Consider the following 20057-nt stretch of genomic DNA (forward strand, 5'->3'; position numbering starts at 1 on the left):
CGGTGGGCTCCCGTATTCGACTGTCGCCAGTTCCTCGTAGGGTCCAGCCTGTCGGTGACTGTGTGTGGTCTCCTGCGGCGTATCGGGCCCAGTGCCCTTCGGCCTGGTCGGCGAGTCGGGTCGTGGTGACGTGGTGCTCATATCGTTCCCCTGATCGGCCACCTCACCTCGCCGCGCCGTGAGGATGAGCACCAGGGCCACCACGCGGACGAGGGAGCGTCACAGGCGAAGTGGACGTGTGAGGCATGCGGGCGCCCCGTGGCGCAGGCCGAGGGGATGACGACGGCTTCGGCGGTGCGGACCCACGCCCGGCAGGCGAGGCACGACGAAGCGAGTGTGCGGCGTGTGATGCCCTACAGAGAGGGGGCGGCATGTTCGCGTCCGCGTCGTGTTCCTGCATCCTGGCGAACGCCTCCGCGTTCACGGTTATCGCCGGTCACGTATCGGGCTGGGCGTTGGTCGCGAGCATCGTGTCCCTGGTCGTGGCGGCGGTGCTGTGGGTGCGGCACCCTGTTGCGCCGGGGGGAACGGACGCAGTGCAGCGTCGGCATCCTGCTGGCGGCTATGTCCACCGGAAGGCAGCTCAGGCGCAACACACGCGGCCCGTCATCCTCAACGCTGCGGTGGCGCGCTCCCCGTGGTGGCTGGTACGGCGGCGACGTCAGTGATGGCGGCGGCGACTGATGACCAGCCTTGACTGGTGAGGTCGCATGTCGAGGGGCGCGTGTGCGCGGCTGAAGCCCGCAGCTCAATGACGCTGAGTGAGCGGTCAGGGGGCGACCTGATCATCCCCGTCGCCAAGCGCAAGGGCCGGGCGCCCGGCGTCGCCGGCATCCACCGCGCACTCGGCCGCACTCCTGGCGGTGGGACCGTCGGCCTCCCCGTCAGGCCGAACGCCACTGGTCGCCGGAGCGGCGCGGTGCTGTCATGGGGAGGGAGGACGGCGTGGACGAGCCGGCAAGGGCGCGGCCGCCCCGTCGCACAGCGGAGGAGGCCGATGCCCATGCTGTACCGCCGCACGGTCGGTGACGTGATGACCGAGGAGGTCGTCACCCTCCGCCCCACCACACCACTCCAGGAGGTCGCCGCCCTGCTGGACGCGAACGACATCGTCGCGGCCCCGGTCGTCGACGAGGACGGCGCCCTCGTCGGCGTCGTGTCCGCGTCCGACGTGCTGCGGCACGAGACCGGCATGCCCGATCCGCAGGGGCAGGACGGGACCGACGAGCGCTCCTGGGGCAAGGCCCGGGCCCGGACCGCGGGCGCGCTCATGAGCAGCCCCGTCTTCACCGCCCGCGCCGACTGGACGATGCCCCGGGCCGCGCGGGAACTCCGCAGGCGGCACGTCAAGCAGCTGCCGGTGGTCGACGACGACGGGCTCCTCACCGGCATCGTCACCCGCAGCGACCTGCTCGACGCCTTCATCCGCTCCGACGTCGAGATCCGCGGCGAGGTCGAGCAGGACGTCCTGGAGCGCATCCTCGGCCTGGACGAGAGCACCGTCGCGGTCGAGGTCCGGGACGGGGTCGTCACCCTTCGGGGACACGTCCCAAAACCGTGGCTCGTTCCGGTGGTCGTGGGCCTCTGCCAGGGCGTCGACGGTGTCGCCGCCGTGGACGCCCACCTCGCCGCCGGGGCGGACTGAACGGCTCGGTCCGCGATTGAGGTCGTGGCGTGCCGGCCCGGCGGTTCGGCTGCTGGTTGATCAGCGGGCCGTCTGCCGGGCGAGTACCAGTTCGGTGCTCGGCTTGCGGCGAGTCGCCCGGCGGGCGGAGCGGTCCGAGACCAGTGAGGCGATCGCCCGGTGGGTTTCGGCGTAGTCCCCGCGCCGGCCGGTACAGCGCTGGAGCGGGCGCCACTGCCGCAGTTCGGCGTGGACGTTCTCGGCACAGACACGGGCGGAGGACTGCCGATGGCGCATCTCCCGCCAGGCACACGGCGCGCCGAGCGGCGCGTCCTCCTGCGGCTTCTCCGGTGAGGCGCTGACCTGCCAGGGGAACTCGTCGGCCAGGCCCCGGCAGCCCTCGTCGGCCTCGGCTCCCGTCCTCGGGCGGAGCCGGAACTGCTCGGCGATGCCCCCGGTGCGCAGCACAGCGGATCCGAGCCCTCGGCTCTGCCGGTGCGGAGCGAGGCAGAAGTGCTCCAGCCACTGCCTGCCTCCGGCGGGCCGGACCGTGACGCAACCTGCGCGTTCACCTGCGTGCCTCGGTGATCTGCGGCAAAGACCTCACCCGCACCAGACCCGAGAGCTGCGCAGGTCATCGAGGGGCGTGGCTTGTCGGGATCGCCAGGTGTGGGCTCCCAGCGGCAGCTGCATTCCCGGATGGCGGGATTTCGGCGGCCCGCTGCCGCCCGGGGAGCGGGGATGGTGCGCCACCTGCGCGGTGTCGGCCCGCGGGCTCAGGTGAGGGCGGCGACCAGCAGGACGAAGGCGGTGATGATGACGGCGACGCGGACGTGGTGGAGGCGGTCCCAGCGGTCCTTCTGCTGCTTCCAGTCGGCGGGCCGGCTGTCGGGGGTCCACGTCTTGCCCCGGTTGTTGATCGGGACGAGCAGCAGGACCGACATGATCACGCTGAGGATCAGCAGCGCGCCGGCGGTGACGACGAGGCCGGTGCCGTGGTACTGCCGTCCGGCGATGGCCCAGCCCGCGACGAGGACGAGCGAGGTGATGTACCAGACCGGCATCACGGCGCCGAGCATCCGGGCCCCGTGGGCGCGGCCGAGTACGCCGCTGTCCTCCGGGAGGGCGTTGAGGATCGGGTTGATGACGAAGGCGACGGAGGTTTCCACCCCCACCATCACGCCGACGACCACGGTGGTGACGACCTGGAGTGCGTTGAGCATGGTGACCCCTCCTGGGATCTAGCGTTGCTAGATGATGAGGCAACGCTAGTTCTGTCGCTGCTCGATTGTCTAGCGGTGCTAGGGTCGAATCATGTCGGTACAGGAACGCAAGGAGCGCGAACGGGCGGACCGCGAGCGCCTCATCGTGGCGACGGCCCGCGAACTCGCCGAGCAACAGGGCTGGGACGCGGTCACCACCCGCCGGCTCGCCGAGCGGATCGAGTACAGCCAGCCCGTCCTCTACAGTCACTTCCGCGGCAAGCGCGAGATCATCGGCGCCGTCGCCCTCGAGGGCGCCGCCGAGATGGCCGCAGCGCTGCGGGCCGCGGCCTCCGCCGCGGACGGCCCGTGCGCCCGGGTCACCGCCCTCGCCCGCGCCTACCTCGACTTCGCCGCACGCAGCCCGGCGGTCTACGACGCCATGTTCCAGCTCGACGGCGGCCTGGCGTTCGCGAACGAGGACACCCCGGAGCCTCTGCAGGACGCCTTCGCCGCCCTGCTGGAGAGCCTCGGAGAGGTCGCCGGCGACGGCGTCCACCCGGCGCTGTTCACCGAGGTGTTCTGGGCGGCCCTGCACGGGCTGGCGACCCTGACCCGGGCGGGGCGGCTGCCGCCGGAGGACATCGAGCGGAGGACGGAGCTGCTGGTGGACCGGCTCGCCGTGCTCTGACGCACCGTCCCGGCGGGCACACGGCAGGGGCCCTCGGGCCTCGCTGCCTGCCTGCGGCATCGCCTCCGGTCACTCGCGCCCACACGGCGCAGCCGCCGACCCCCGCCCGCCCGCACCGACCCCGCCCGACAGGGCGATCTCCCCGACTCCCCTCACCGCCCCGGCCCGGGGACGTGCGCGATGTCGGCGAGGGCCGGGGAGAGGCCTCCCGGGGCCGGGGTCGTCTCCGCGTGCGCGGGGAGCGGCCGACGGCGGACCGGGCCGGGTCCAGGTGGCCGCCGGTGCGTGCCGGCCGCCCCTGCCGCCGGGACGGGCTGCCGTTCCGTCTCGACCGGCGGCGGTTTCTCCCTGTCCGTCGATGCGGTTGAACTCTGCCGCGCGAAGGCCGCGGAAGGCCGGATTATTTCCCTCCGGGCGAGGCGACAGCGGTGAAATAGCCCACGTAACGGGAAGTTCATCTTTCAACAATGTCCAGGTAGTTTCTGTAATGGGCCCACCACCTCGGTGGCAGCCGCAGCGGGCACTGTGCTCGCCGCGGGCGGTACCGCCTCGGCATCGCCCCACTCCGACGCGCAGCGCGTCGTCACCGTCTCCTGCGCCACGGACAACGGCCGGCACGGCCGTGACCGTGATCGGGACCGCGGGGACGATCGCCGCTGACGGCGGGGGCCGGAACCACCGGTCCGCTGCCCAGCCGCACACACGCACCATCCGCATGGCTCATGTCCGACAACGACGTCGCGTATGAGCGACCGCGGCCGAGACACGGGCACCCGCACCGGGCCCGCCAAAAGAACCGTCCGGAGAGAGCCTCCATCGAGCGCCGTCCGGATCGGGAGACAAGAGAAAGCCCATCCAGCCCGGACGGCGTCATCTGGCGTCGTCCCCCGACGCACGTAGGCAAGGACACACGACACCATGAAATCTTGGCGCTTCCACGGAACCGACCAGCCGCTCACCCTGGAGGAGGTGGCAGCGCCGCACGCGGGACCGGGCGAGGTCGTCGTCGACGTCAAGGCCGCGGGTCTCTGCCACTCCGATGTCAGCGCGATGGACGACGCGGGCTGGATGTCGATGTTCCCGCGGATTCCGATGACGCTCGGGCACGAGAACGCCGGCGTGATCAGCGAGGTCGGCGAGGGCATGAACCACTGGAAGATCGGCGACCGCGTCGGTCTCTCGCCGATGATGCCGGACGGCGACGCCATCGGCTACGGCGCCTGGGACGGCGGCTACGGACCCAAGGTGCGCGCGACCGACGCGAATCTGGTGCGACTGCCGGACGAGGTGTCGTTCGAGCTGGGCGCGATGGCGACCGACGCGGGCCTCACCTCGTACCACGCCATGGTCACACTCGGCGGAGCGAAGAAGGGCATGCGGGTCGGTGTGATCGGCCTCGGCGGCCTCGGCTACATCGGCGCCCGCACCGCCGTCCTCAAGGGAGCGGAAGTGTACGCGGCCGACGTGAACCCGGCCACCCGGGAGCTCGCCGCCGAGGTCGGCCTGGCGGGCGTCGCCGAGTCGATCACCGAGTTCGCGGACAAGAACCTCGAGCTCATCGTGGACTACGCGGGCTTCGGCACCACCACCGCCGAGGCACTCGAGACACTCGGCGAATTCGGCACACTGGTGCAGGTCGGCATGGGCCGCCTCGAGTCCACGATCAGCACCGGCGCGATCATTCTGAAGCAGCTGCGGGTCCTCGGCTCCAAGTCGGGCACGAAGCGGGATCTCGAGGAGCTCTACGACCTCATGCGGTCGGGCGACCTCAACCCGCCGCTGAACCGCATCACGCCGGACCGGATCCCCGAGGGGCTGGAGCGCCTCCGCAAGGGCGGGGTCGTCGGCCGCATCATCGCCATGTACGAGGACTGAGCCGGCAGGCAGGCAAAAGTCTGCAGTGGCCCCGGACCGAAGCCGTTCGGGGCCACCCTGCCCGGCGAACGCGACCTGTGGGGCTCGTGAAGTCATCGCTGCAGGTGGGAGCACGCGTGCACAACCCCTCGGCGGTGGCCGGGACGCGGCACCAGTGATCGTCTCGCTGCTGTACCGGGCCACCCGGGCACTGCTGTGCGTGCCTGTGGTCCTGCTGCGCCGGGACACGGCCGAGGACGCCGAACCGCTGGTGCCGCGGCACGAGAACGCGGTGCCGCGACGGCCGGCCCGCCGGTCCGGTCCGCCCCGAGCCCGCGGACCGGTTCTGGCCGGCCGCGCCGTCACCTGATGACCGCCACCGACTACCGCGCCGAGATGACCATCTGCTTCGCGATCTGGGATCAGGTCACCGGCGTCGCCGGCCTGCCCGCCGTAGCCTGAGCCGCTGTCACCGCCGAAGCCGAAACGCGCCGAACCGGCTCACACCCTCGGGCATTCGCTCAACCTGACAACGCCAACGCCGCTGCACTCGCAGTCCGGAAAGACGACCGCGTCGGAGTTGAACGCCGGGAGTGAGCTGCGGCGGGATGTCGTGTACCGGCACACCGATCTCATCCGGGAGCTTCAAGCCCGAGCCGAGGCCCAGGACTCCACTCCGACTGCGATGCAGGAACTCGCCGATGAGAACCGGCAACTCAGGTCCGAGGCCGACGATGTGACGGTCGAGCTCCGTCAGGAGCAGGCGAGGTAGCAAGACCACGCGCATGATCATTGCTGAGTTCTCCCTCGAACTGGAACCGGCGCTGCCAGGGCCATCGAGGGAAAGGGCCACGGTGGGCGAAACCGTACGGTTCGAGGATCCGGGACCTCCGTGCGCATTCGGCGTGAGCGCGCCCACGGCTCCACCGCTGCGGGCCGGGGCGGAGGGTGCACGGGTGGTGACGGTATGCTCACGAGGCGGGCCGGAATCCCGTCGGGTCATCGTCCGGGCTGCCGGAAGGTCGGAGAAGGGGCCGGTCCGGTCGGGTGTGGGGCCAGGGGGAGGCGATGGGATGCGGCAGGCCGGTGTGCTCGATGTCGGGTGCCACAGTGCTCTACTGACGGTGGTGCGTCGGCGCCCGGGGACGGTGCTGGAGCCGGTGTTCTCCCGCAAGGTGCGGTTGAGACTGCACGAGACCCTCGACCGCAAGGGGCGGCTGGACAAGGCCGGCATGAAGAGCGTCGAGCGGGCAGTGGCCGAGGCCGTCGCCGCCGACCCGCGTCCGTGCGGACCGGAGGTGTTCGCGTTCGCGACCTCCGTCATCCGGGACGCGCCCAATCGCGACGAGATCATCGCGCGTGTGGCACGCACCACCGGCACCCGCCTGCGCGTGCTGAGCGGCGTCGAGGAGGCGCGGCTGGCCTACGTGGCCGCCCGCCAGTGGGCAGGACCGACGGCCGGGCAGCTGCTGGTCCTGGACATCGGCGGCGGCACCGTGGAGATCGCCTCCGGCACCGGAGACCAGCCCCGCGTCGTCCACTCGCTGCCCCTGGGTGCTCGCAGGATCACCCGGGACTGGCTTCCCGGCGGCACCGCGCCGTCCCAACGCCGCCTGGCCGAGATCCGGCAGCACCTTCATCGGTCCCTGGAAGCCGTGCCCGGTCTGCCGCAGGCCGAACCCGATGGGCGGGTGCTGGCCTGTTCCAAGACCTTCGAACAGCTCGCCCGGCTCGCCGCCGCCCAGGGCAAGGCACCGCGAGCCGGACGGCGGCTGGCGCTACCCCAGCTGCGCACGTCAGTCTCCCTGCTGGCCGATGCGGGACCGGCCCGCCGTGCCAAGCTGCCGGGCATCTCCCGGCACCGCGCCGAGCAGTCCCTGGCCGGAGCCCTGATCGCACAGGCCCTCATGGAAGCCTGCGGGGCCAGGAGCGTCGAGATCTGCCCGTGGTCCACCCGGGAAGGGCTGTTGCTCGAACGCCTCGGCCCACCCCACATCACGGCCGACCGGTCCCGCCTGGCCGGCTGAGCCCGAGGGACGTCGAAAGCGTCGACATCCGCACCATGAGGGTGGCCACCGTGAACGGGCATGAGTCACAGGGGATCCAGTTCCCCGCTCGCGAGCCCCCGACGATATGAGCGCGACTCAGATCCGATGCCGCAACCGGACTCACCCTGACGACATCACGCCCACAAACTCAGTGGCGGGCCCGCCATGGACATGGGACTGCTGACCGAGTCGCTCCCAAGTTCCCGGGAGCGCACTCGATGCCTTCAGGGGTGCTGTGCTGGGTTGTCGGACGACGGACAGCCTGTGCCACCAGTGACCGCAGCCGCCGGAGCAGAAGCGCTCGCGGCGCCGCGCGTCGGCAATCGTGAGCACCGCGATCAGCAGCCTGAACGCCTTGCGGCGTTCGTCGAGGGGCGCGAGAGAGGCGATCTTTCCCAGTTGCTCGTCGATCCGGCCTCGTGAGATCAGCACCGCGGGCGTATGCGTCGGGCGCAGCCCGGCACGGCGGATGCTCTCCGGTGCGTCCTCGGCGACGGCGCGCGCCTGGACGCAGTGATGGCGCAGGAACAGCAGCACCTCGGACTGCTCTTCCCGGCCGAGGCCGTCGAACCATTCGATGCCCTCCGGCACCGGGCGCAGCCCCTGCGCGAGTTCGTTGAGCAGGACGTCGCGTTCGTCCATGACTGCCTCCCGTGAGACAGACGCCGCCCCGCAGCGGTGATCTCCGCTCGTGAACAGCCTCCGCTCGAAGTACAGCAACCGTACCTTCCGCTCCGGCCCGCCCCGTCGTGGAGCAGCTGGAAGGTGCCGCCTTCACCCGTCGTAGCCCGCGATCACGGTGCCGACCGGCTCCGCGTCCTTCTCGGCGAGGAACAGCGCCTCGGGATCGCGTGCGACCAGCCGCTCCACGCCGGCCCGGTCGTCACTGATGCTCGTGCCTTCGGCGGCGACCTTCCAGAAGGCCAGTAAGGTGTCCGGGTCCTCGGGCGTCGCGGCCCGTATGCGCAGCCCGGTCATGGGCCGGTCCCAGCACGCGGCACCGTCCGCGACACGGAATTCCACGATCCGGACGCCGGTGCGAAAGCCTCGCGCACGTGTCACTCGTGCGCGATCGCCTCCAGGACGTTCATCCGCGACGCGCGGAGGGCGGGCAGCAGCGCCGCGACGACGCCGATCACCGCCGCACCGATGACGACCGCCACGATCGTGCCCCAGGGGATCGCGAGCGCGGTCATGCCCTGCAGCGCCAGCACCTGGTGCATGCAGACGCCCCACACCAGCCCCAGCACGAGACCCAGCACCGCGCCGAACACCGCGATCACCACCGACTCCAGCCGGATCATGCGACGCAGCTGCCGCCGGGACAGTCCGACGGCCCGCAGCAGCCCGATCTCCCGGGTGCGCTCCACCACCGACAGCGCCAGGGTGTTGACCACGCCGAGCACCGCGATGATGATCGCCAGCCCCAGCAGGGCGTAGACGAGGTACAGCAGGACCGCGATCTGGTCGTGCACCAGATCCTTGTAGTCGGCCTGGTCCCGTGCCTGGACCTGCGGGTACGGGGCGAGAGTGGTCTCCAGCCGGTCACGGAGTTCATCCGCGCTCGTGCCGTCGGCGGCGTTCACGTACAGCGCGGAGTCCTGCCCGCCGGGCACGTACTTCTCGACCGTCGCGATACCGAGGAACAGTCCGCCCTGCACGCCGAAGCCCTCACCGCTCTCCATGTCGGTGAGGGCGCCCACGGTCAGCTCGGTGCGCCGCCCGCCCGGGAACTCGACGGGGATCGTGCTGCCCGTCCGGACGCCGTGGTCCGCGGCGAATTTGGCGTCCATGGCGATACCGCCGTCGGCCAGTGCCGCCGCCGTGCCGCCGCTCGCGTAGGTGAGCCGGGCGACGTCGTCGATCCGGTGGTCGTACCCGGCGGCGGTCGTCTCGATCCTCTTCCCGTCCGGCAGCCGCACCGCCACCGGCGCGAACCGCTGCCGTACGACGACGCCCACGCCCTCCGTGTGCCGCACCTTGTCGGTGACCTCCTGGGAGAACGGCAGGAAGTTGGCGTTCTGGACGACGAAATCGGCGCCCAGCGTCCTGTCGATCTGCTCGTCGAAGGAGCGGGACATGGAGGTGCCGGCCACCGACATGCCGCCGACCAGGGCGAGTCCCACCATCAGCGCGGCGGCGGTGGCACCCGTACGGCGGGGATTGCGCAGGGCGTTGCGCTGGCTCATCCTCCCGACCGGTCCGAACAGGGCGGGGAAGGCCCCGCCCAGCACCCGGATCACCGGTCGCACCAGCAACGGACCGGCGACGACGGCCGCGACCAGGGTCAGCACGACGCCCAGCCCCAGCAGGAACGCCGCCGGCGCCGTCTCGGCGGAGACGGCGCAGCCCGCCAGAGCGGCCGCGCCGAGCGCCCCGACGACGGAACCCGCCACCGCGCGGGTCCGCAACGGCCGGCCCACCCCGGCGATCTCGGCGTCGGCGAGGGCGGCCATCGGGGACACCTCCGCCGCGCGGCGGGCCGGAAGGTACGCCGCCACGAAGGTGACCCCGACCCCGACCCCGTACGCCATGACGGGCGTGCCCCACCCGACGACCATCTCCGTGGTGTTCAGGTTCATGCCGAAGACGCTCATCAGCCGGATCAGCCCGTGGGCGAGCCCGATACCGGCCGCCAGGCCCAGCGTCGAGCCGAACAGGCCGAGCAGCACCGCCTCGGTGAGCACCGACCGGCGCACCTGCCGCCGGTCGGCGCCGATCGCCCGCAGCAGCCCGAGTTCGCGGGTGCGCTGCGCGATCAGCATCGAGAAGGTGTTGACGATCAGGAAGGTGCCGACGAGCACGGAGATGCCGGCGAAGCCGAGCATCACGTACTTGATCACGGCGAGGAACTCGCCCAGCTCGTCGGTGGCCGTGGCGGCCTGCTCGTCGGCCGTCTCCACCCGGTAGGTGCCGGCGCCGAGCGCCTCGGTGACACGGTGGTCGACCTCCTCGGCGGTCACACCCGGCTCCGCCTCGACGGCGATGCTCGTGGCCCGGTCCGCCGAGCCCAGCAGCTCGACGGCGGCGACCTCGGGATCGAGGAAGACGAGGGCCGAGCCCGGGTTGGGGGCGGTGAAGGCGGCGATCCCCACGATCTCGACGCGGAAGGTGCCCGGCTGAGCCTGCACCGACAGGGTGTCGCCGATCGCCACGTCCGCGGCGTCGGCGGTGTCCGCGTCCAGCACGGCCTCCCCGGCACCGCGCGGGGCGCGGCCGGAGGCCAGCTCCGCGACGCTGTGTTCGCCGGCGTACCAGGCCATCGCACGCGTCGGTGCGCCGGTCGTCGGCCCCACCGGCTTGTCGCCGTCGACGACCGTGACGTTCCCGGCTCTGACGACCGGGCGGGCGGACTCGACCCCCTCGATCCCGGCCAGCCGCTCGGCGAGCGAGGCCGGCACGGTTCGGACCTGGCCGGTGGGCACCGCCGCTTCCAAGTCGTCCGGGGGCGCCACGGTCACGTCGGCGGAGGTGGAGGCGAAGAGCCGGTCGAAGGTGCGGGCGACGGTGTCGGAGAAGATCAGGCTGCCCGCGACGAACGCCACGGACAGGACGACGGCCAGCGCGGACAGCAGCAGCCGCCCCTTGTGCGAGAGGAAACTTCTGAGCGTCGCCTTCAGCACGGTCTCAGCCCTTGCCGGGGACCGACTCGTCGGGCCGCCCGGCCCCGTCGCCGACGAGGCCGGGAGCGGGGCCGTCGTCGTCGCTCTGGGCGCGGAGCACGTCGAACCGCTTCATCCGCTCCAGCACCGCCTCCGCCGTGGGCCGACGCATCTCGTCGACGATCCGGCCGTCCGCCAGGAACAGCACCAGATCGGAGTGGGAGGCGGCGCCCGGGTCGTGCGTGACCATCACCACGGTCTGGTTCAGCCGGTCGACGGCCTCACGCAGAAAGCCGAGCACCTCCAGACCGGCGCGCGAGTCGAGGTTGCCGGTCGGCTCGTCCGCGAAGATCAGCTCGGGCCGGGAGGCCAGCGCCCGCGCGCAGGCCACGCGCTGCTGCTGGCCGCCGGAGAGCTGGGCCGGCCGGTGCTTCAGCCGGTTCCGCAGGCCGAGCGTGTCGATGACCTGGTCCAGCCACCTCTCGTCGGGCTTCCGGCCCGCGATGTCCATAGGGAGAGTGATGTTCTCCAGCGCGTTCAGCGTAGGAATGAGATTGAACGACTGGAACATGAACCCGACCCGGTCCCGGCGCAGGCGGGTCAGCTCACGGTCCTTCAGCCCGGTGATCTCGGTGTCGCCGAGCCATACCTGTCCGGCCGAAACGTTGTCGAGTCCGGCCAGGCAGTGCATCAGGGTCGACTTCCCGGACCCCGAGGGACCCATCACCGCGGTGAACCGGCCGCGCGCGATGGCCACGTCCACCGAGTCCAGGGCGAGCACGGTCGTCTCGCCGGATCCGTACGCCTTGGTCAGGCCGCGCGCGCGGGCCGCGATTCCGTCCGCCGACGCGAGGCCGGGGGAGTGCTCCGCAGCAGGTGTGGACAAGGCCGCCTCCTTCGTCTGGAGATGTAGAGAGCGATGCAGAGATACCGCGGTGTGGATATGCCGACAGTGGATATGCCGGCATACGGGCAGGTGGGGATCTGCGTATGCGGGCATCGGACCGTGCCGAGGCGTCTGCCGCACCCGAGGCTAGTGTGACCCGCTCCGCACCAAATATCCCCCGCAGGTGCACCATCACCCCATATCGCTGTAAGGGGCACGTTTTACGGCGGCACTTGCCGGTGCTAGCGCATCGGCGCTAGCTTCGAGGCATGGCGAAGACCCAGCTGAACGTACGCGTGGACGAGGGCACCGCCCGAGCGGCGCGGGAGCGCGCACTGGCCCGCGGGATGAGCGTCAACCGCTACATCGAGGAACTGGTCCGGCAGGACGCCGGTGAGGTCGGCCACACCTTCGTGGAGGCCGCCGCCGACTTCATGAAGCAGTACGAGAGCGTCTTCGCCGAGGAGTTCGACGGAACCTCGCCCGCGCGGGCGATGCCGGGAGCGGGGGAGAAGAACCCCGAAGGCCCGAGCGAAGGTCGCCGCTGATCCCTTGGACGGTCTGCGCATCGACCTCGCCTGGCTGCTGATGCTCGCCGAACGGCAGACTCCGGGGGACCCCCAGGTCACCGACTGGGGAGCCCTCGTCGCCGCCGTCGCCCGTCACGAGGCCGAGATATTCGACGTCCCCGTCTACGGCAGCCCGCAGGCCCGTGCCGCCGCGCTGCTCCAGCTGCTGCTCCACGTGCCCGCGCTGGAACGCTCCAACGCCCTGTTCGCCTCCGCCGTCGCGTACGCCTACCTCGTCGCCAGCGGTCTGAAGGTCGTCACCTCGCCGGAGCAGGTGCGCGATCTGGCCCGGCTGGTCAAGAACGGCGAGGCGTCCGTGGACGACATCGCCGCCGAGTTGCGCCGCTGGAGCGAGTGATCAGCTCCGGCCGGTCGGCGCGCCGCCCGCCGCATCGGTCGTCGGCCGCCACGCGGTGCCCAGCACGCAGTACGACGTCGGCAGCTTCGGGCCGCTCTCCGGCATCAGCGTCCGCCGGTACGGGCCGAGTTCGAACCCCGCCTTCCGCAACGCGCCCACCGGGTCGCGCGCCACATGGCAGCCCCCGGCGAGCGGCGGCCACACCGTCCGGTCCAGGGCGCGCTGGGTGAGGCGCATGACCCGGCCGCCGCCCCGGCCGTGCTCGAAGAACCGCACCTCACCGCCCGGCCGCAGCACCCGCCGGAGTTCCGCGAGCGCCCGCGGCAGGTCCCGCACACTGCACAGCACCAGGGAGACCACCGCCGCGTCGAACCCCCCGCTCTCGACCGGCAGCGCCTCCGCCGCACCCGGCGCGACCTCCACCGGGACGCGGGCGCGCAGGGCGGCCTCCACGGCCAGCCGGCGCAGCACCCGTTCCGGCTCGACGGCGACGACCTCCGAGACGGTGCCCGGGTAGTGCGCGAAGTTGAGGCCGTTGCCGGCGCCGACCTCGATCACCCGGCCCGACAGCCCGTCGAGCAGTCTGTGGCGCACCGCGGCCATGCCCCCGCGGGTCTCCGCGGTGACACTGAGCCGGGCGTAGCAGCGGGCGAACAACGGATGGCGCACGGGATCCCGCGCCACCTTCGCGGAACCGGCGGACATGGGGCACCTCCCTGCCGTGAGGAAACCGGGAAGCCCGGGGGGGGGGCGAGGACTCCGTCCCCGGACCGGCCTTACCGCGATTGTCCCCCGCGGAGCCACCCCGCATCCCACCGACGCATCCCCCGACGCATCCCTCGACAGGAGTTCCGCTACGTCCTTTGCCCCCGGCGTGCCTCCCGCACCTGGAACGCCTCCGCGTCCCAGGTGCCGTCCAGCCGGGGCGCGAGCCAGTGCGGTGCCGCGGTCCGGAAGCCGGCCGGGGCGAGGGCGGCCGCCCCTTCCGGCACCGCGCCCAGCAGCGGGACCCCCGTCACGTCCGGCAGGTCCTGCAGGTTGCAGCGCGAGGCCAGATCGGGCTCGGCGGGCCAGCTGCCGATCACCACACCCGCCGGGGCGAGCCCGCGCGAGCGCAGGTGGCCCGCCGTCAGCTCCGCGACGTTCAGGGTGCCCAGGCCCGCCGACACCACCACCAGGACCGGTGCCGCCAGCAGTGCCGCCGCGTCCGCGAGCGTCCCGCCGGCCGCGTCGAACCGTACGAGCAGTCCGCCGGCGCCCTCCACCAGTACCAGGTCGTGCTCGGTGGCCAGCTTGGCGGCCGCCTCGGCCACCTCGTGCGGATGCACCGGTGCCCGGCCGGCCCGGCGGGCGGCTGTGGCGGGCGCCAAGGGCTCCGGGTACCGGGCGATCTCGGTGGCCGTGACGGCACCGGCGAGCCGGGTGATCTCCTCGGCGTCTCCGGGTTCGCCCGGCGCCACACCCGTCTGCGCCGCCTTCAGCACGGCCACCGACCGGCCCGCCGCCAGCGCCGTCGCGGCGAGAGCCGCCGTCACCACCGTCTTGCCGACCTCGGTGCCCGTGCCCGTGATCACCAGTACCGGCATGTCATCCTTCCTGCGTGGCCGCAGCCGCAGCGCACACCGCGCGGGCGATCCGGGCCACGTCGGTGTCACCGGTGACGTACGGCGGCATGGTGTAGATCAGATCGCGGAACGGCCGCAACCACACGCCCTCGCGCACCGCGGCCCGCGTGGCCGCCTCCATGTCCACGGCGTGATCGAGCTGGACGACGCCGATGGCGCCGAGGACCCGCACGTCACGGACGCCCGGCAGGTCCGCCGCCGGGCTCAGCCCGTCCCGCAGGCCCGACTCGATCCGCTTGACCTCCGCGCGCCAGTCCTGTCCGAGCAGCAGCTCGATCGAGGCGCAGGCCACGGCCGCCGCCAGCGGATTGCCCATGAAGGTCGGACCGTGCGCCAGCACCGGTACCTCGCCGCGCGAGATGCCGTCGGCCACCCGCGCGGTGCACAGCGTCGCCGCCATGGTCAGATAGCCGCCGGTCAGCGCCTTGCCGACACACATCACATCCGGGGTCACGGCCGCGTGCTCCGCCGCGAACAGCGCGCCGGTGCGCCCGAACCCGGTCGCGATCTCGTCGAACACCAGCAGCACGTCGTGCGCGTCGCACGCCTCGCGCAGCACCCGCAGGTACGCGGGGGAGTGGAAGCGCATCCCGCCCGCGCCCTGCACCACCGGCTCCACGATCACCGCGGCCAATTCCCCGGCGTGCCGCCCGATCAGCTCCCGCAGGTGGTCGGCGTACGCCTCCTCGTACTCCGCGGGCGGGGCCTCGGCGAACACCTGCTCCGGCAGGACCCCGGTCCACAGCTCGTGCATCCCGCCCTCGGGATCGCAGACCGACATCGGCTGCCAGGTGTCACCGTGGTAGCCGCCCCGCCAGGTCAGCAGCCGCCGCTTCTCGGGACGCCCGAGCGAACGCCAGTACTGCAGGCACATCTTGACGGCGACCTCGACGGACACCGAGCCGGAGTCGGCGAGGAAGACATGCTCCAGCCCCTCGGGCGACATGTCGACTAGGAGTTTCGCCAGCCGGACGGCGGGTTCGTGGGTGAGCCCGCCGAACATCACATGGCTCATGCGCCCGAGCTGGTCGGTCGCGGCCTCGTTCAGCACCGGGTGGTTGTAGCCGTGGATCGCCGACCACCAGGAGGCCATCCCGTCGACCAGCTCGCCCGAGCCGTCGGCGAGCCGGAGCCGCACCCCGGCCGCCGACTCCACGACCAGCGGCTCCCCGCGCCCCGGCATGGGCCCGTACGGGTGCCAGACGTGCCGCCGGTCCAGCTCGAGCAACTCGGACACGGACCGCTCAGGCATTGGGAGCGAGATCCGTTCCGGCGCCCCGGCGGCGGACCGCGACGAGATCGGTACGCGGCCCGTCGGCCCGACCGGCCCCCTCCGCGGCGGTCCCGGCACCCGCGGGCGCCTCCGCCTGCGCACACCCGCCGGAGGACGAGGTGCCCGCGCAGGCACCGGCACCCGCGGGTGCCGTACCGCAGACACCGCCGCCGTCGTGCGACCCGCACCCGCCCGTCCGGTGCTCGGGCAGGGTCACCTGGTCGGTGCCCTCCACCTCGAACCCGGCGTCCGCGATCATCTCCAGGTCGGCCCGCCCCGCCTGGCCCTCGCTGGTGAGGTAGTCGCCCAGGAAGATCGAGTTGGCCAGGTGCAGTGCGAGCGGCTGCATCGTGCGCAGGTGCACCTCCCGGCCGCCCGCGATCCGCACCTCGACGTCCGGGCACACGAACCGCACCATCGCCAGGATCCTGAGGCACCGCTGCGGGGTGAGGTTCCACTCCTCGGCGAGCGGCGTGCCCTCGAACGGGATCAGGAAGTTCACCGGGACCGAGTCGGGGTCCAGCTCGCGCAGTGCGAACACCACGTCGACCAGATCCGTGTCGCTCTCACCCATGCCGGCGATCAGCCCGGAGCAGGCGGACAGGCCGGCCGCGTGCGCCTTGTGCACGGTGTCCACCCGGTCGGCGTACGTGTGCGTCGTGGTGATGTCCCCGTAGGTGGCCTCGGAGGTGTTCAGATTGTGGTTGTAGGCGTCCGCCCCCGCCTCGCGCAGCCGCTCCGCCTGGCCGTCGGAGAGCAGACCGAGACAGGCGCACACCTCGACGCCCTCGTTGCCCTCCTTGATCGCCTTGATGGTGTCGGAGACCCGGTCCACGTCACGGTCGGTCGGGCCCCGGCCGCTGGCCACCAGACACACCCGCTTGGCGCCGCCCGCCAGTCCGGCCGCGGCCGCCTCCGAGGCCTGCTCCGGCTTGAGCCAGGTGTACTTGAGGATGTCGGCCTTGGAACCGAGCCGCTGGGAACAGTAGGAGCAGTCCTCCGGGCACAGGCCCGACTTGAGGTTAACCAGATAGTTGAGTTTCACCCGTCGGCCGAACCAGTGCCGCCGCACCTTCCCGGCCGCGGTCACCACGTCGAGCAGGTCGTCGTCGGACGTCCCGAGGACGGCCAGCGCTTCCTCGCGGGTCGGCGTCTCGCGCCGCAGCCCCTTGTCCACCAGCGTGTTCAGCAGGTTCATGAGAGCCGATCCTGTCCTATTCGACCGCCGTGGCCAAGGAGGGTCCGTACAACAGAGGCGCTTCCGGGTGTGGGTATGGCCACACAAGGGCCCGCCGGCCACCCCGCTAAGGTCTGTGCACTGCCTACAAGAGCCCCGGAGGACCCATGGCGTTCGGCTGGATCGGCGAACAGGCGGAGCTGCGGCGCCGGGCCGGACTCGTACGGACCCTGCGCCCGCGGGCCGCCGACACACCGCTCCTCGACCTGGCGAGCAACGACTACCTGGGCCTGGCCCGTCATCCGGAGGTCACCGAGGGCGCGGCACGGGCCGCGCGGACCTGGGGCGGCGGGGCGACCGGGTCCCGGCTCGTCACCGGCACCACCGAACTGCACACCGCGCTGGAACGCGAACTGGCGGACTTCTGCGGCTTCGAGGCGGCCCTCGTCTTCTCCTCCGGCTACGCGGCCAACCTGGCCGCCGTCACCGCGCTGGCCCCGCACGGCTCGCTGATCGTGTCCGACGCGGGCAACCACGCCTCGCTGATCGACGGCTGCCGGCTGGCCCGCGGCGGGACGCGGGTCGCGGCGCACGCCGACCCGGACGCCGTACGCAAGGCGTTGGACGGGCACGACGGGCCGGCCGTCATGGTGTCCGACACGGTCTTCTCGGTCGACGGGGACGCCGCCCCGCTCACCGCGCTGGCCGCGGCCTGCCGGGAACACGGCGCGGGACTGGTGCTCGACGACGCCCACGGCCTCGGGGTGCTCGGCGGCGGACGCGGCGCCCCGCACGCGGCCGGACTCGCCGGCGCCGACGACGTCGTCGCGACGGTCACGCTGTCCAAGTCGCTCGGCAGCCAGGGCGGGGCGGTGCTGGGACCGGCACGGGTCGTCGAACACCTCGTCAACGTGGCCCGGACGTTCATCTTCGACACGGGCCTCGCCCCCGCGGCCGCCGGCGCCGCACTGTCGGCGCTCCGGCTGCTGCGCCGGGAGCCCGCGCGTGCCGCACGGGCGGGCGAGGTGGCGCGCGAACTGCACGGACGGCTGACGGCCGCGGGTCTTCACGCGGTGCGTCCCGACGCCGCGGTCGTCTCCGTGCGTGCCCCGTCCCCGGAGCAGGCCGTGCGATGGGCGGCCGACTGCCGGGCGGCCGGCCTGTCCGTGGGCTGCTTCCGTCCTCCTTCCGTGCCCGACGGCATCTCACGGCTCAGACTGACCGCCCGCGCGGACCTGTCCGGGGCCGAGATCGAACGCGCTGTACAGGTGGTCGGCGAGACGCGGCCATGAGTCGGCGGGGCACGGCCGTGGGTCGCTCGGCAGCGGACGGTTCGGGCGGTGGTGCCGGGCGGGCGGTCGGGCCGGCGGTGCCGCCGGTCAGCGGAGCGCGGCCACGAACTTCGTCCAGCTCCCGGGGGAGACGAGCAGTGCGGGCCCGGACGGGGCCTTGGAATCGCGTACGGCGAGCAGCCCGGCACCCGGGCCGGTGGTCGGCCGGGCCGTCTCGACGCAGTTGTTCGCGCCCGTGCTGTAGCTGCTGCGCAGCCACCGCACAGCGTGCAGATCGGTGCTGGAGAGAAGGGTCCGAGGCGGTACGGGCATCGTGCCTCCTTACCCGCCGGCAGCTGTCCCGGCGATGAAATCCAACGAGTCCTCGGGCGAAAGGGCGTGGATCGAAAGGGCGTTGAAGGCCTCCGAGTACACCCGGAGGTCTTCTTTCCGCTCGAGATAGAGGCTACTCGTCAAGTGGTCGAGAACCACAACATCCAGATCGGAAGTGCGCGAAAATGAGAAGATGACGAAAGGGCCGGTGACGCCGATGTGCGCCCCTGCCGTGAACGGCAGGATCTGGAGCCGCACGTGGGGAAGGCGTGCCGCCTCCACGAGCCGGTTCAGCTGCCGGGTCATCACGCCGGGGCCGCCGACCTCCCGGCGCAGCACCGCCTCGTCCAGGACGGCGGCCAGCTCCAGGGGCGGCTCCGTCCGCAGCACGTCCTGCCGGGCCAGCCGTACTTCCACCAGTGCGTCCAGCCGCTCCCTCGAGGCGCCCTCCAGCGCGGCCTCGGTCACCGCCCGCGCGTACTCGGGTGTCTGCAACAGCCCGGGAACCACCGTGGTCTCCAGGGTGCGCATCGCGCCGGCCTGGGACTCCAGGCTGATGAAGTCCCGGTAGGTGGGCGGCAGTACCCCCCGGTAGGCGTGCCACCAGTGATGCCGTCCGTCACTGTCGTCGGACCCCGCCAACACCAGCAGCAACTCCCGCAACTGGCGGTCCGTCAGGCCGTAGGCGTCGAGCAGTAACCGCACATCGGCCGGTTTCGCCCTGCTCGTGCCCGTCTCGATCCGGCTCACCTTCGACTGGTGCCAGCCCACCAGACGGGCCGCCTCACCGCTGGTGAACCCCGCCGACGTGCGCAGCGAACGCAGTTCGGCACCCAGTTTCCGGCGGCGTACCGCGGGACCGTGCTGCATCGTTCCCCCTTACTCCCTCTGGGCCGCCCGTATACGGTCCCTCGTCGCAGAGTTCACCGTTTTGAGCGACAGATATATGCATATCTTGGCCGTATCGTCGCCCACGCCCTGTGGTGATGGCAGTCTGGCGGCGAAGCACCAGTGCGGGACCGTACTCGAATCAGCCGCTCCGTGCCGGACCGTGGACCCGTGGGAAAGGGACGACGTCGCCATGGCAGACCATCTGGAAGCATCCATCACTCTGCCGAGCGATCCGGCCTCGGTCTCCGCCGCGCGTGCCCATGTGATGGACACACTGGCGGAGTGGGGCATGCCGGCGGACACGGACGTGTCCGACACCGTACGGCTGATCGTGTCCGAACTGGCCACCAACGCCGTGCAGCACACCCTCGGGCAGTCACCCACGTTCACGGTGGACATCGCCCTCGACCACGACGAGCGGTTGCGCATCGGGGTGACCGACAGTCATCCGAGGTTCCCCAAGCGGCTCCCCGCCGCGGTCCAGCAGGACAACGGCCGGGGGCTGGTCATCATCCGCTGGCTGACCGCGGAGTGCGGCGGCAGGATGAGGGTCCGCCCGACCAGGGAAGGCGGCAAGACCGTCTTCGTCGTACTCCCGTGGGCCGTCCCGGCCGAGCCGGTCACGGCGGCGGGACGGCAGGAGCCGTAGGGGG

20 protein-coding genes and 2 pseudogenes are annotated in these 20057 nt (G+C 72.0%); 10 read left to right on the top strand and 12 right to left on the bottom strand.

Going from position 1 to position 20057, the window contains the following annotated elements; genetic code table 11:
- Positions 1-997 precede the first annotated feature (997 nt).
- Complete coding sequence (locus PYS65_RS30915; RefSeq protein ID WP_279337228.1) at positions 998-1645, top strand: CBS domain-containing protein; 648 nt, start codon at positions 998-1000, stop codon at positions 1643-1645.
- Positions 1646-1705: 60 nt separating this feature from the next.
- Here PYS65_RS30915 and PYS65_RS30920 read toward each other — a convergent pair whose 3' ends face one another.
- Both PYS65_RS30920 and PYS65_RS30930 read right to left on the bottom strand, forming a co-directional pair.
- Complete coding sequence (locus tag PYS65_RS30920; protein WP_279337229.1) at positions 1706-2092, bottom strand: hypothetical protein; 387 nt, start codon at positions 2090-2092, stop codon at positions 1706-1708.
- A 308-nt stretch (positions 2093-2400) separates the two neighbouring features.
- On the bottom strand, positions 2401-2847 hold the full coding sequence (locus tag PYS65_RS30930; RefSeq protein WP_279337230.1) for a DUF1772 domain-containing protein: 447 nt from the start codon (positions 2845-2847) through the stop codon (positions 2401-2403).
- 91 nt (positions 2848-2938) lie between these two features.
- On the opposite strand from PYS65_RS30930, the gene PYS65_RS30935 reads away from it, so the two are divergent.
- From PYS65_RS30935 to PYS65_RS30955, 5 genes and pseudogenes are all read left to right on the top strand, one after another.
- Positions 2939-3517, top strand: coding sequence for a TetR/AcrR family transcriptional regulator (locus tag PYS65_RS30935; protein WP_279337231.1), 579 nt, complete (start codon positions 2939-2941; stop codon positions 3515-3517).
- A 918-nt stretch (positions 3518-4435) separates the two neighbouring features.
- A complete protein-coding gene (locus tag PYS65_RS30940; RefSeq protein ID WP_279337232.1) occupies positions 4436-5392 on the top strand; it encodes a zinc-binding dehydrogenase in 957 nt (318 codons plus the stop codon).
- 154 nt (positions 5393-5546) lie between these two features.
- Complete coding sequence (locus tag PYS65_RS30945) at positions 5547-5741, top strand: hypothetical protein (protein WP_279338174.1); 195 nt, start codon at positions 5547-5549, stop codon at positions 5739-5741.
- Positions 5723-5833, top strand: a pseudogene (locus tag PYS65_RS30950) (IS6 family transposase); the annotation flags it as partial. The gene PYS65_RS30945 and the pseudogene PYS65_RS30950, both read left to right, overlap by 19 nt.
- A 665-nt stretch (positions 5834-6498) precedes the next feature.
- Positions 6499-7398 (top strand): Ppx/GppA phosphatase family protein, encoded by a 900-nt coding sequence (locus tag PYS65_RS30955; protein WP_279337233.1) that lies wholly within the window; start codon positions 6499-6501, stop codon positions 7396-7398.
- 141 nt (positions 7399-7539) lie between these two features.
- Here PYS65_RS30955 and PYS65_RS30960 read toward each other — a convergent pair whose 3' ends face one another.
- The 4 genes and pseudogenes from PYS65_RS30960 to PYS65_RS30975 form a co-directional block, all read right to left on the bottom strand.
- A complete protein-coding gene (locus tag PYS65_RS30960; RefSeq protein WP_279337234.1) occupies positions 7540-8061 on the bottom strand; it encodes a DUF5958 family protein in 522 nt (173 codons plus the stop codon).
- A 135-nt stretch (positions 8062-8196) separates the two neighbouring features.
- A pseudogene (locus PYS65_RS30965) lies at positions 8197-8397 on the bottom strand (GNAT family N-acetyltransferase); the annotation flags it as partial.
- Between the two features lie 80 nt (positions 8398-8477).
- Positions 8478-11042, bottom strand: a complete 2565-nt coding sequence (locus PYS65_RS30970) for an ABC transporter permease (RefSeq protein ID WP_279337235.1) — start codon at positions 11040-11042, stop codon at positions 8478-8480.
- A 4-nt stretch (positions 11043-11046) separates the two neighbouring features.
- Positions 11047-11907, bottom strand: a complete 861-nt coding sequence (locus PYS65_RS30975; protein ID WP_279337236.1) for an ABC transporter ATP-binding protein — start codon at positions 11905-11907, stop codon at positions 11047-11049.
- Positions 11908-12176: 269 nt separating this feature from the next.
- On the opposite strand from PYS65_RS30975, the gene PYS65_RS30980 reads away from it, so the two are divergent.
- Complete coding sequence (locus tag PYS65_RS30980; protein ID WP_279337237.1) at positions 12177-12455, top strand: toxin-antitoxin system HicB family antitoxin; 279 nt, start codon at positions 12177-12179, stop codon at positions 12453-12455.
- Positions 12456-12459: 4 nt separating this feature from the next.
- The gene (locus PYS65_RS30985; protein ID WP_279337238.1) at positions 12460-12834 is read left to right on the top strand and encodes a fic family toxin-antitoxin system, toxin component; all 375 of its coding nucleotides are present in this window, start codon (positions 12460-12462) and stop codon (positions 12832-12834) included.
- Here PYS65_RS30985 and PYS65_RS30990 read toward each other — a convergent pair whose 3' ends face one another.
- The 4 genes from PYS65_RS30990 to bioB form a co-directional block, all read right to left on the bottom strand.
- Complete coding sequence (locus PYS65_RS30990; protein ID WP_279337239.1) at positions 12835-13539, bottom strand: class I SAM-dependent methyltransferase; 705 nt, start codon at positions 13537-13539, stop codon at positions 12835-12837. It abuts the gene before it with no gap.
- A 149-nt stretch (positions 13540-13688) separates the two neighbouring features.
- On the bottom strand, positions 13689-14420 hold the full coding sequence (bioD, locus tag PYS65_RS30995) for a dethiobiotin synthase (RefSeq protein WP_279337240.1): 732 nt from the start codon (positions 14418-14420) through the stop codon (positions 13689-13691).
- A 1-nt stretch (position 14421) separates the two neighbouring features.
- Complete coding sequence (locus PYS65_RS31000) at positions 14422-15711, bottom strand: adenosylmethionine--8-amino-7-oxononanoate transaminase (RefSeq protein WP_279337241.1); 1290 nt, start codon at positions 15709-15711, stop codon at positions 14422-14424.
- Entirely contained in the window at positions 15704-16930 is a 1227-nt protein-coding gene (gene bioB / locus PYS65_RS31005; protein ID WP_279337242.1) for a biotin synthase BioB, read from the bottom strand. Before bioB ends, PYS65_RS31000 begins: the two co-directional genes overlap by 8 nt.
- Positions 16931-17076: 146 nt before the next feature.
- Here bioB and PYS65_RS31010 point away from each other — a divergent pair, with 146 nt between their 5' ends.
- On the top strand, positions 17077-18201 hold the full coding sequence (locus tag PYS65_RS31010) for an 8-amino-7-oxononanoate synthase (protein WP_279337243.1): 1125 nt from the start codon (positions 17077-17079) through the stop codon (positions 18199-18201).
- 87 nt (positions 18202-18288) lie between these two features.
- On the opposite strand, the gene PYS65_RS31015 is transcribed toward PYS65_RS31010, so the two are convergent.
- Entirely contained in the window at positions 18289-18513 is a 225-nt protein-coding gene (locus PYS65_RS31015) for a DUF397 domain-containing protein (protein ID WP_279337244.1), read from the bottom strand.
- A 9-nt stretch (positions 18514-18522) separates the two neighbouring features.
- Positions 18523-19383, bottom strand: a complete 861-nt coding sequence (locus PYS65_RS31020; RefSeq protein ID WP_279337245.1) for a helix-turn-helix domain-containing protein — start codon at positions 19381-19383, stop codon at positions 18523-18525.
- Between the two features lie 211 nt (positions 19384-19594).
- Here PYS65_RS31020 and PYS65_RS31025 point away from each other — a divergent pair, with 211 nt between their 5' ends.
- Positions 19595-20053, top strand: a complete 459-nt coding sequence (locus tag PYS65_RS31025) for an ATP-binding protein (protein ID WP_279337246.1) — start codon at positions 19595-19597, stop codon at positions 20051-20053.
- Positions 20054-20057 lie beyond the last annotated feature (4 nt).

The sequence above is a fragment of the Streptomyces cathayae genome (assembly GCF_029760955.1).
Lineage (GTDB): Bacteria > Actinomycetota > Actinomycetes > Streptomycetales > Streptomycetaceae > Streptomyces > Streptomyces cathayae.

Excerpts from the sequence above, each read along its gene's own strand:
- PYS65_RS30915 (WP_279337228.1), top strand. The coding sequence starts at position 998 with ATGCCCATGCTGTACCGCCGCACGGTCGGTGACGTGATGACCGAGGAG.
- PYS65_RS30930 (WP_279337230.1), bottom strand. The coding sequence starts at position 2,847 with ATGCTCAACGCACTCCAGGTCGTCACCACCGTGGTCGTCGGCGTGATG.
- PYS65_RS30935 (WP_279337231.1), top strand. The coding sequence starts at position 2,939 with ATGTCGGTACAGGAACGCAAGGAGCGCGAACGGGCGGACCGCGAGCGC.
- PYS65_RS30940 (WP_279337232.1), top strand. The coding sequence starts at position 4,436 with ATGAAATCTTGGCGCTTCCACGGAACCGACCAGCCGCTCACCCTGGAG.
- PYS65_RS30960 (WP_279337234.1), bottom strand. The coding sequence starts at position 8,061 with ATGGACGAACGCGACGTCCTGCTCAACGAACTCGCGCAGGGGCTGCGC.
- PYS65_RS30980 (WP_279337237.1), top strand. The coding sequence starts at position 12,177 with ATGGCGAAGACCCAGCTGAACGTACGCGTGGACGAGGGCACCGCCCGA.
- PYS65_RS30990 (WP_279337239.1), bottom strand. The coding sequence starts at position 13,539 with ATGTCCGCCGGTTCCGCGAAGGTGGCGCGGGATCCCGTGCGCCATCCG.
- bioD (WP_279337240.1), bottom strand. The coding sequence starts at position 14,420 with ATGCCGGTACTGGTGATCACGGGCACGGGCACCGAGGTCGGCAAGACG.
- PYS65_RS31000 (WP_279337241.1), bottom strand. The coding sequence starts at position 15,711 with ATGCCTGAGCGGTCCGTGTCCGAGTTGCTCGAGCTGGACCGGCGGCAC.
- bioB (WP_279337242.1), bottom strand. The coding sequence starts at position 16,930 with ATGAACCTGCTGAACACGCTGGTGGACAAGGGGCTGCGGCGCGAGACG.
- PYS65_RS31010 (WP_279337243.1), top strand. The coding sequence starts at position 17,077 with ATGGCGTTCGGCTGGATCGGCGAACAGGCGGAGCTGCGGCGCCGGGCC.
- PYS65_RS31015 (WP_279337244.1), bottom strand. The coding sequence starts at position 18,513 with ATGCCCGTACCGCCTCGGACCCTTCTCTCCAGCACCGATCTGCACGCT.
- PYS65_RS31020 (WP_279337245.1), bottom strand. The coding sequence starts at position 19,383 with ATGCAGCACGGTCCCGCGGTACGCCGCCGGAAACTGGGTGCCGAACTG.
- PYS65_RS31025 (WP_279337246.1), top strand. The coding sequence starts at position 19,595 with ATGGCAGACCATCTGGAAGCATCCATCACTCTGCCGAGCGATCCGGCC.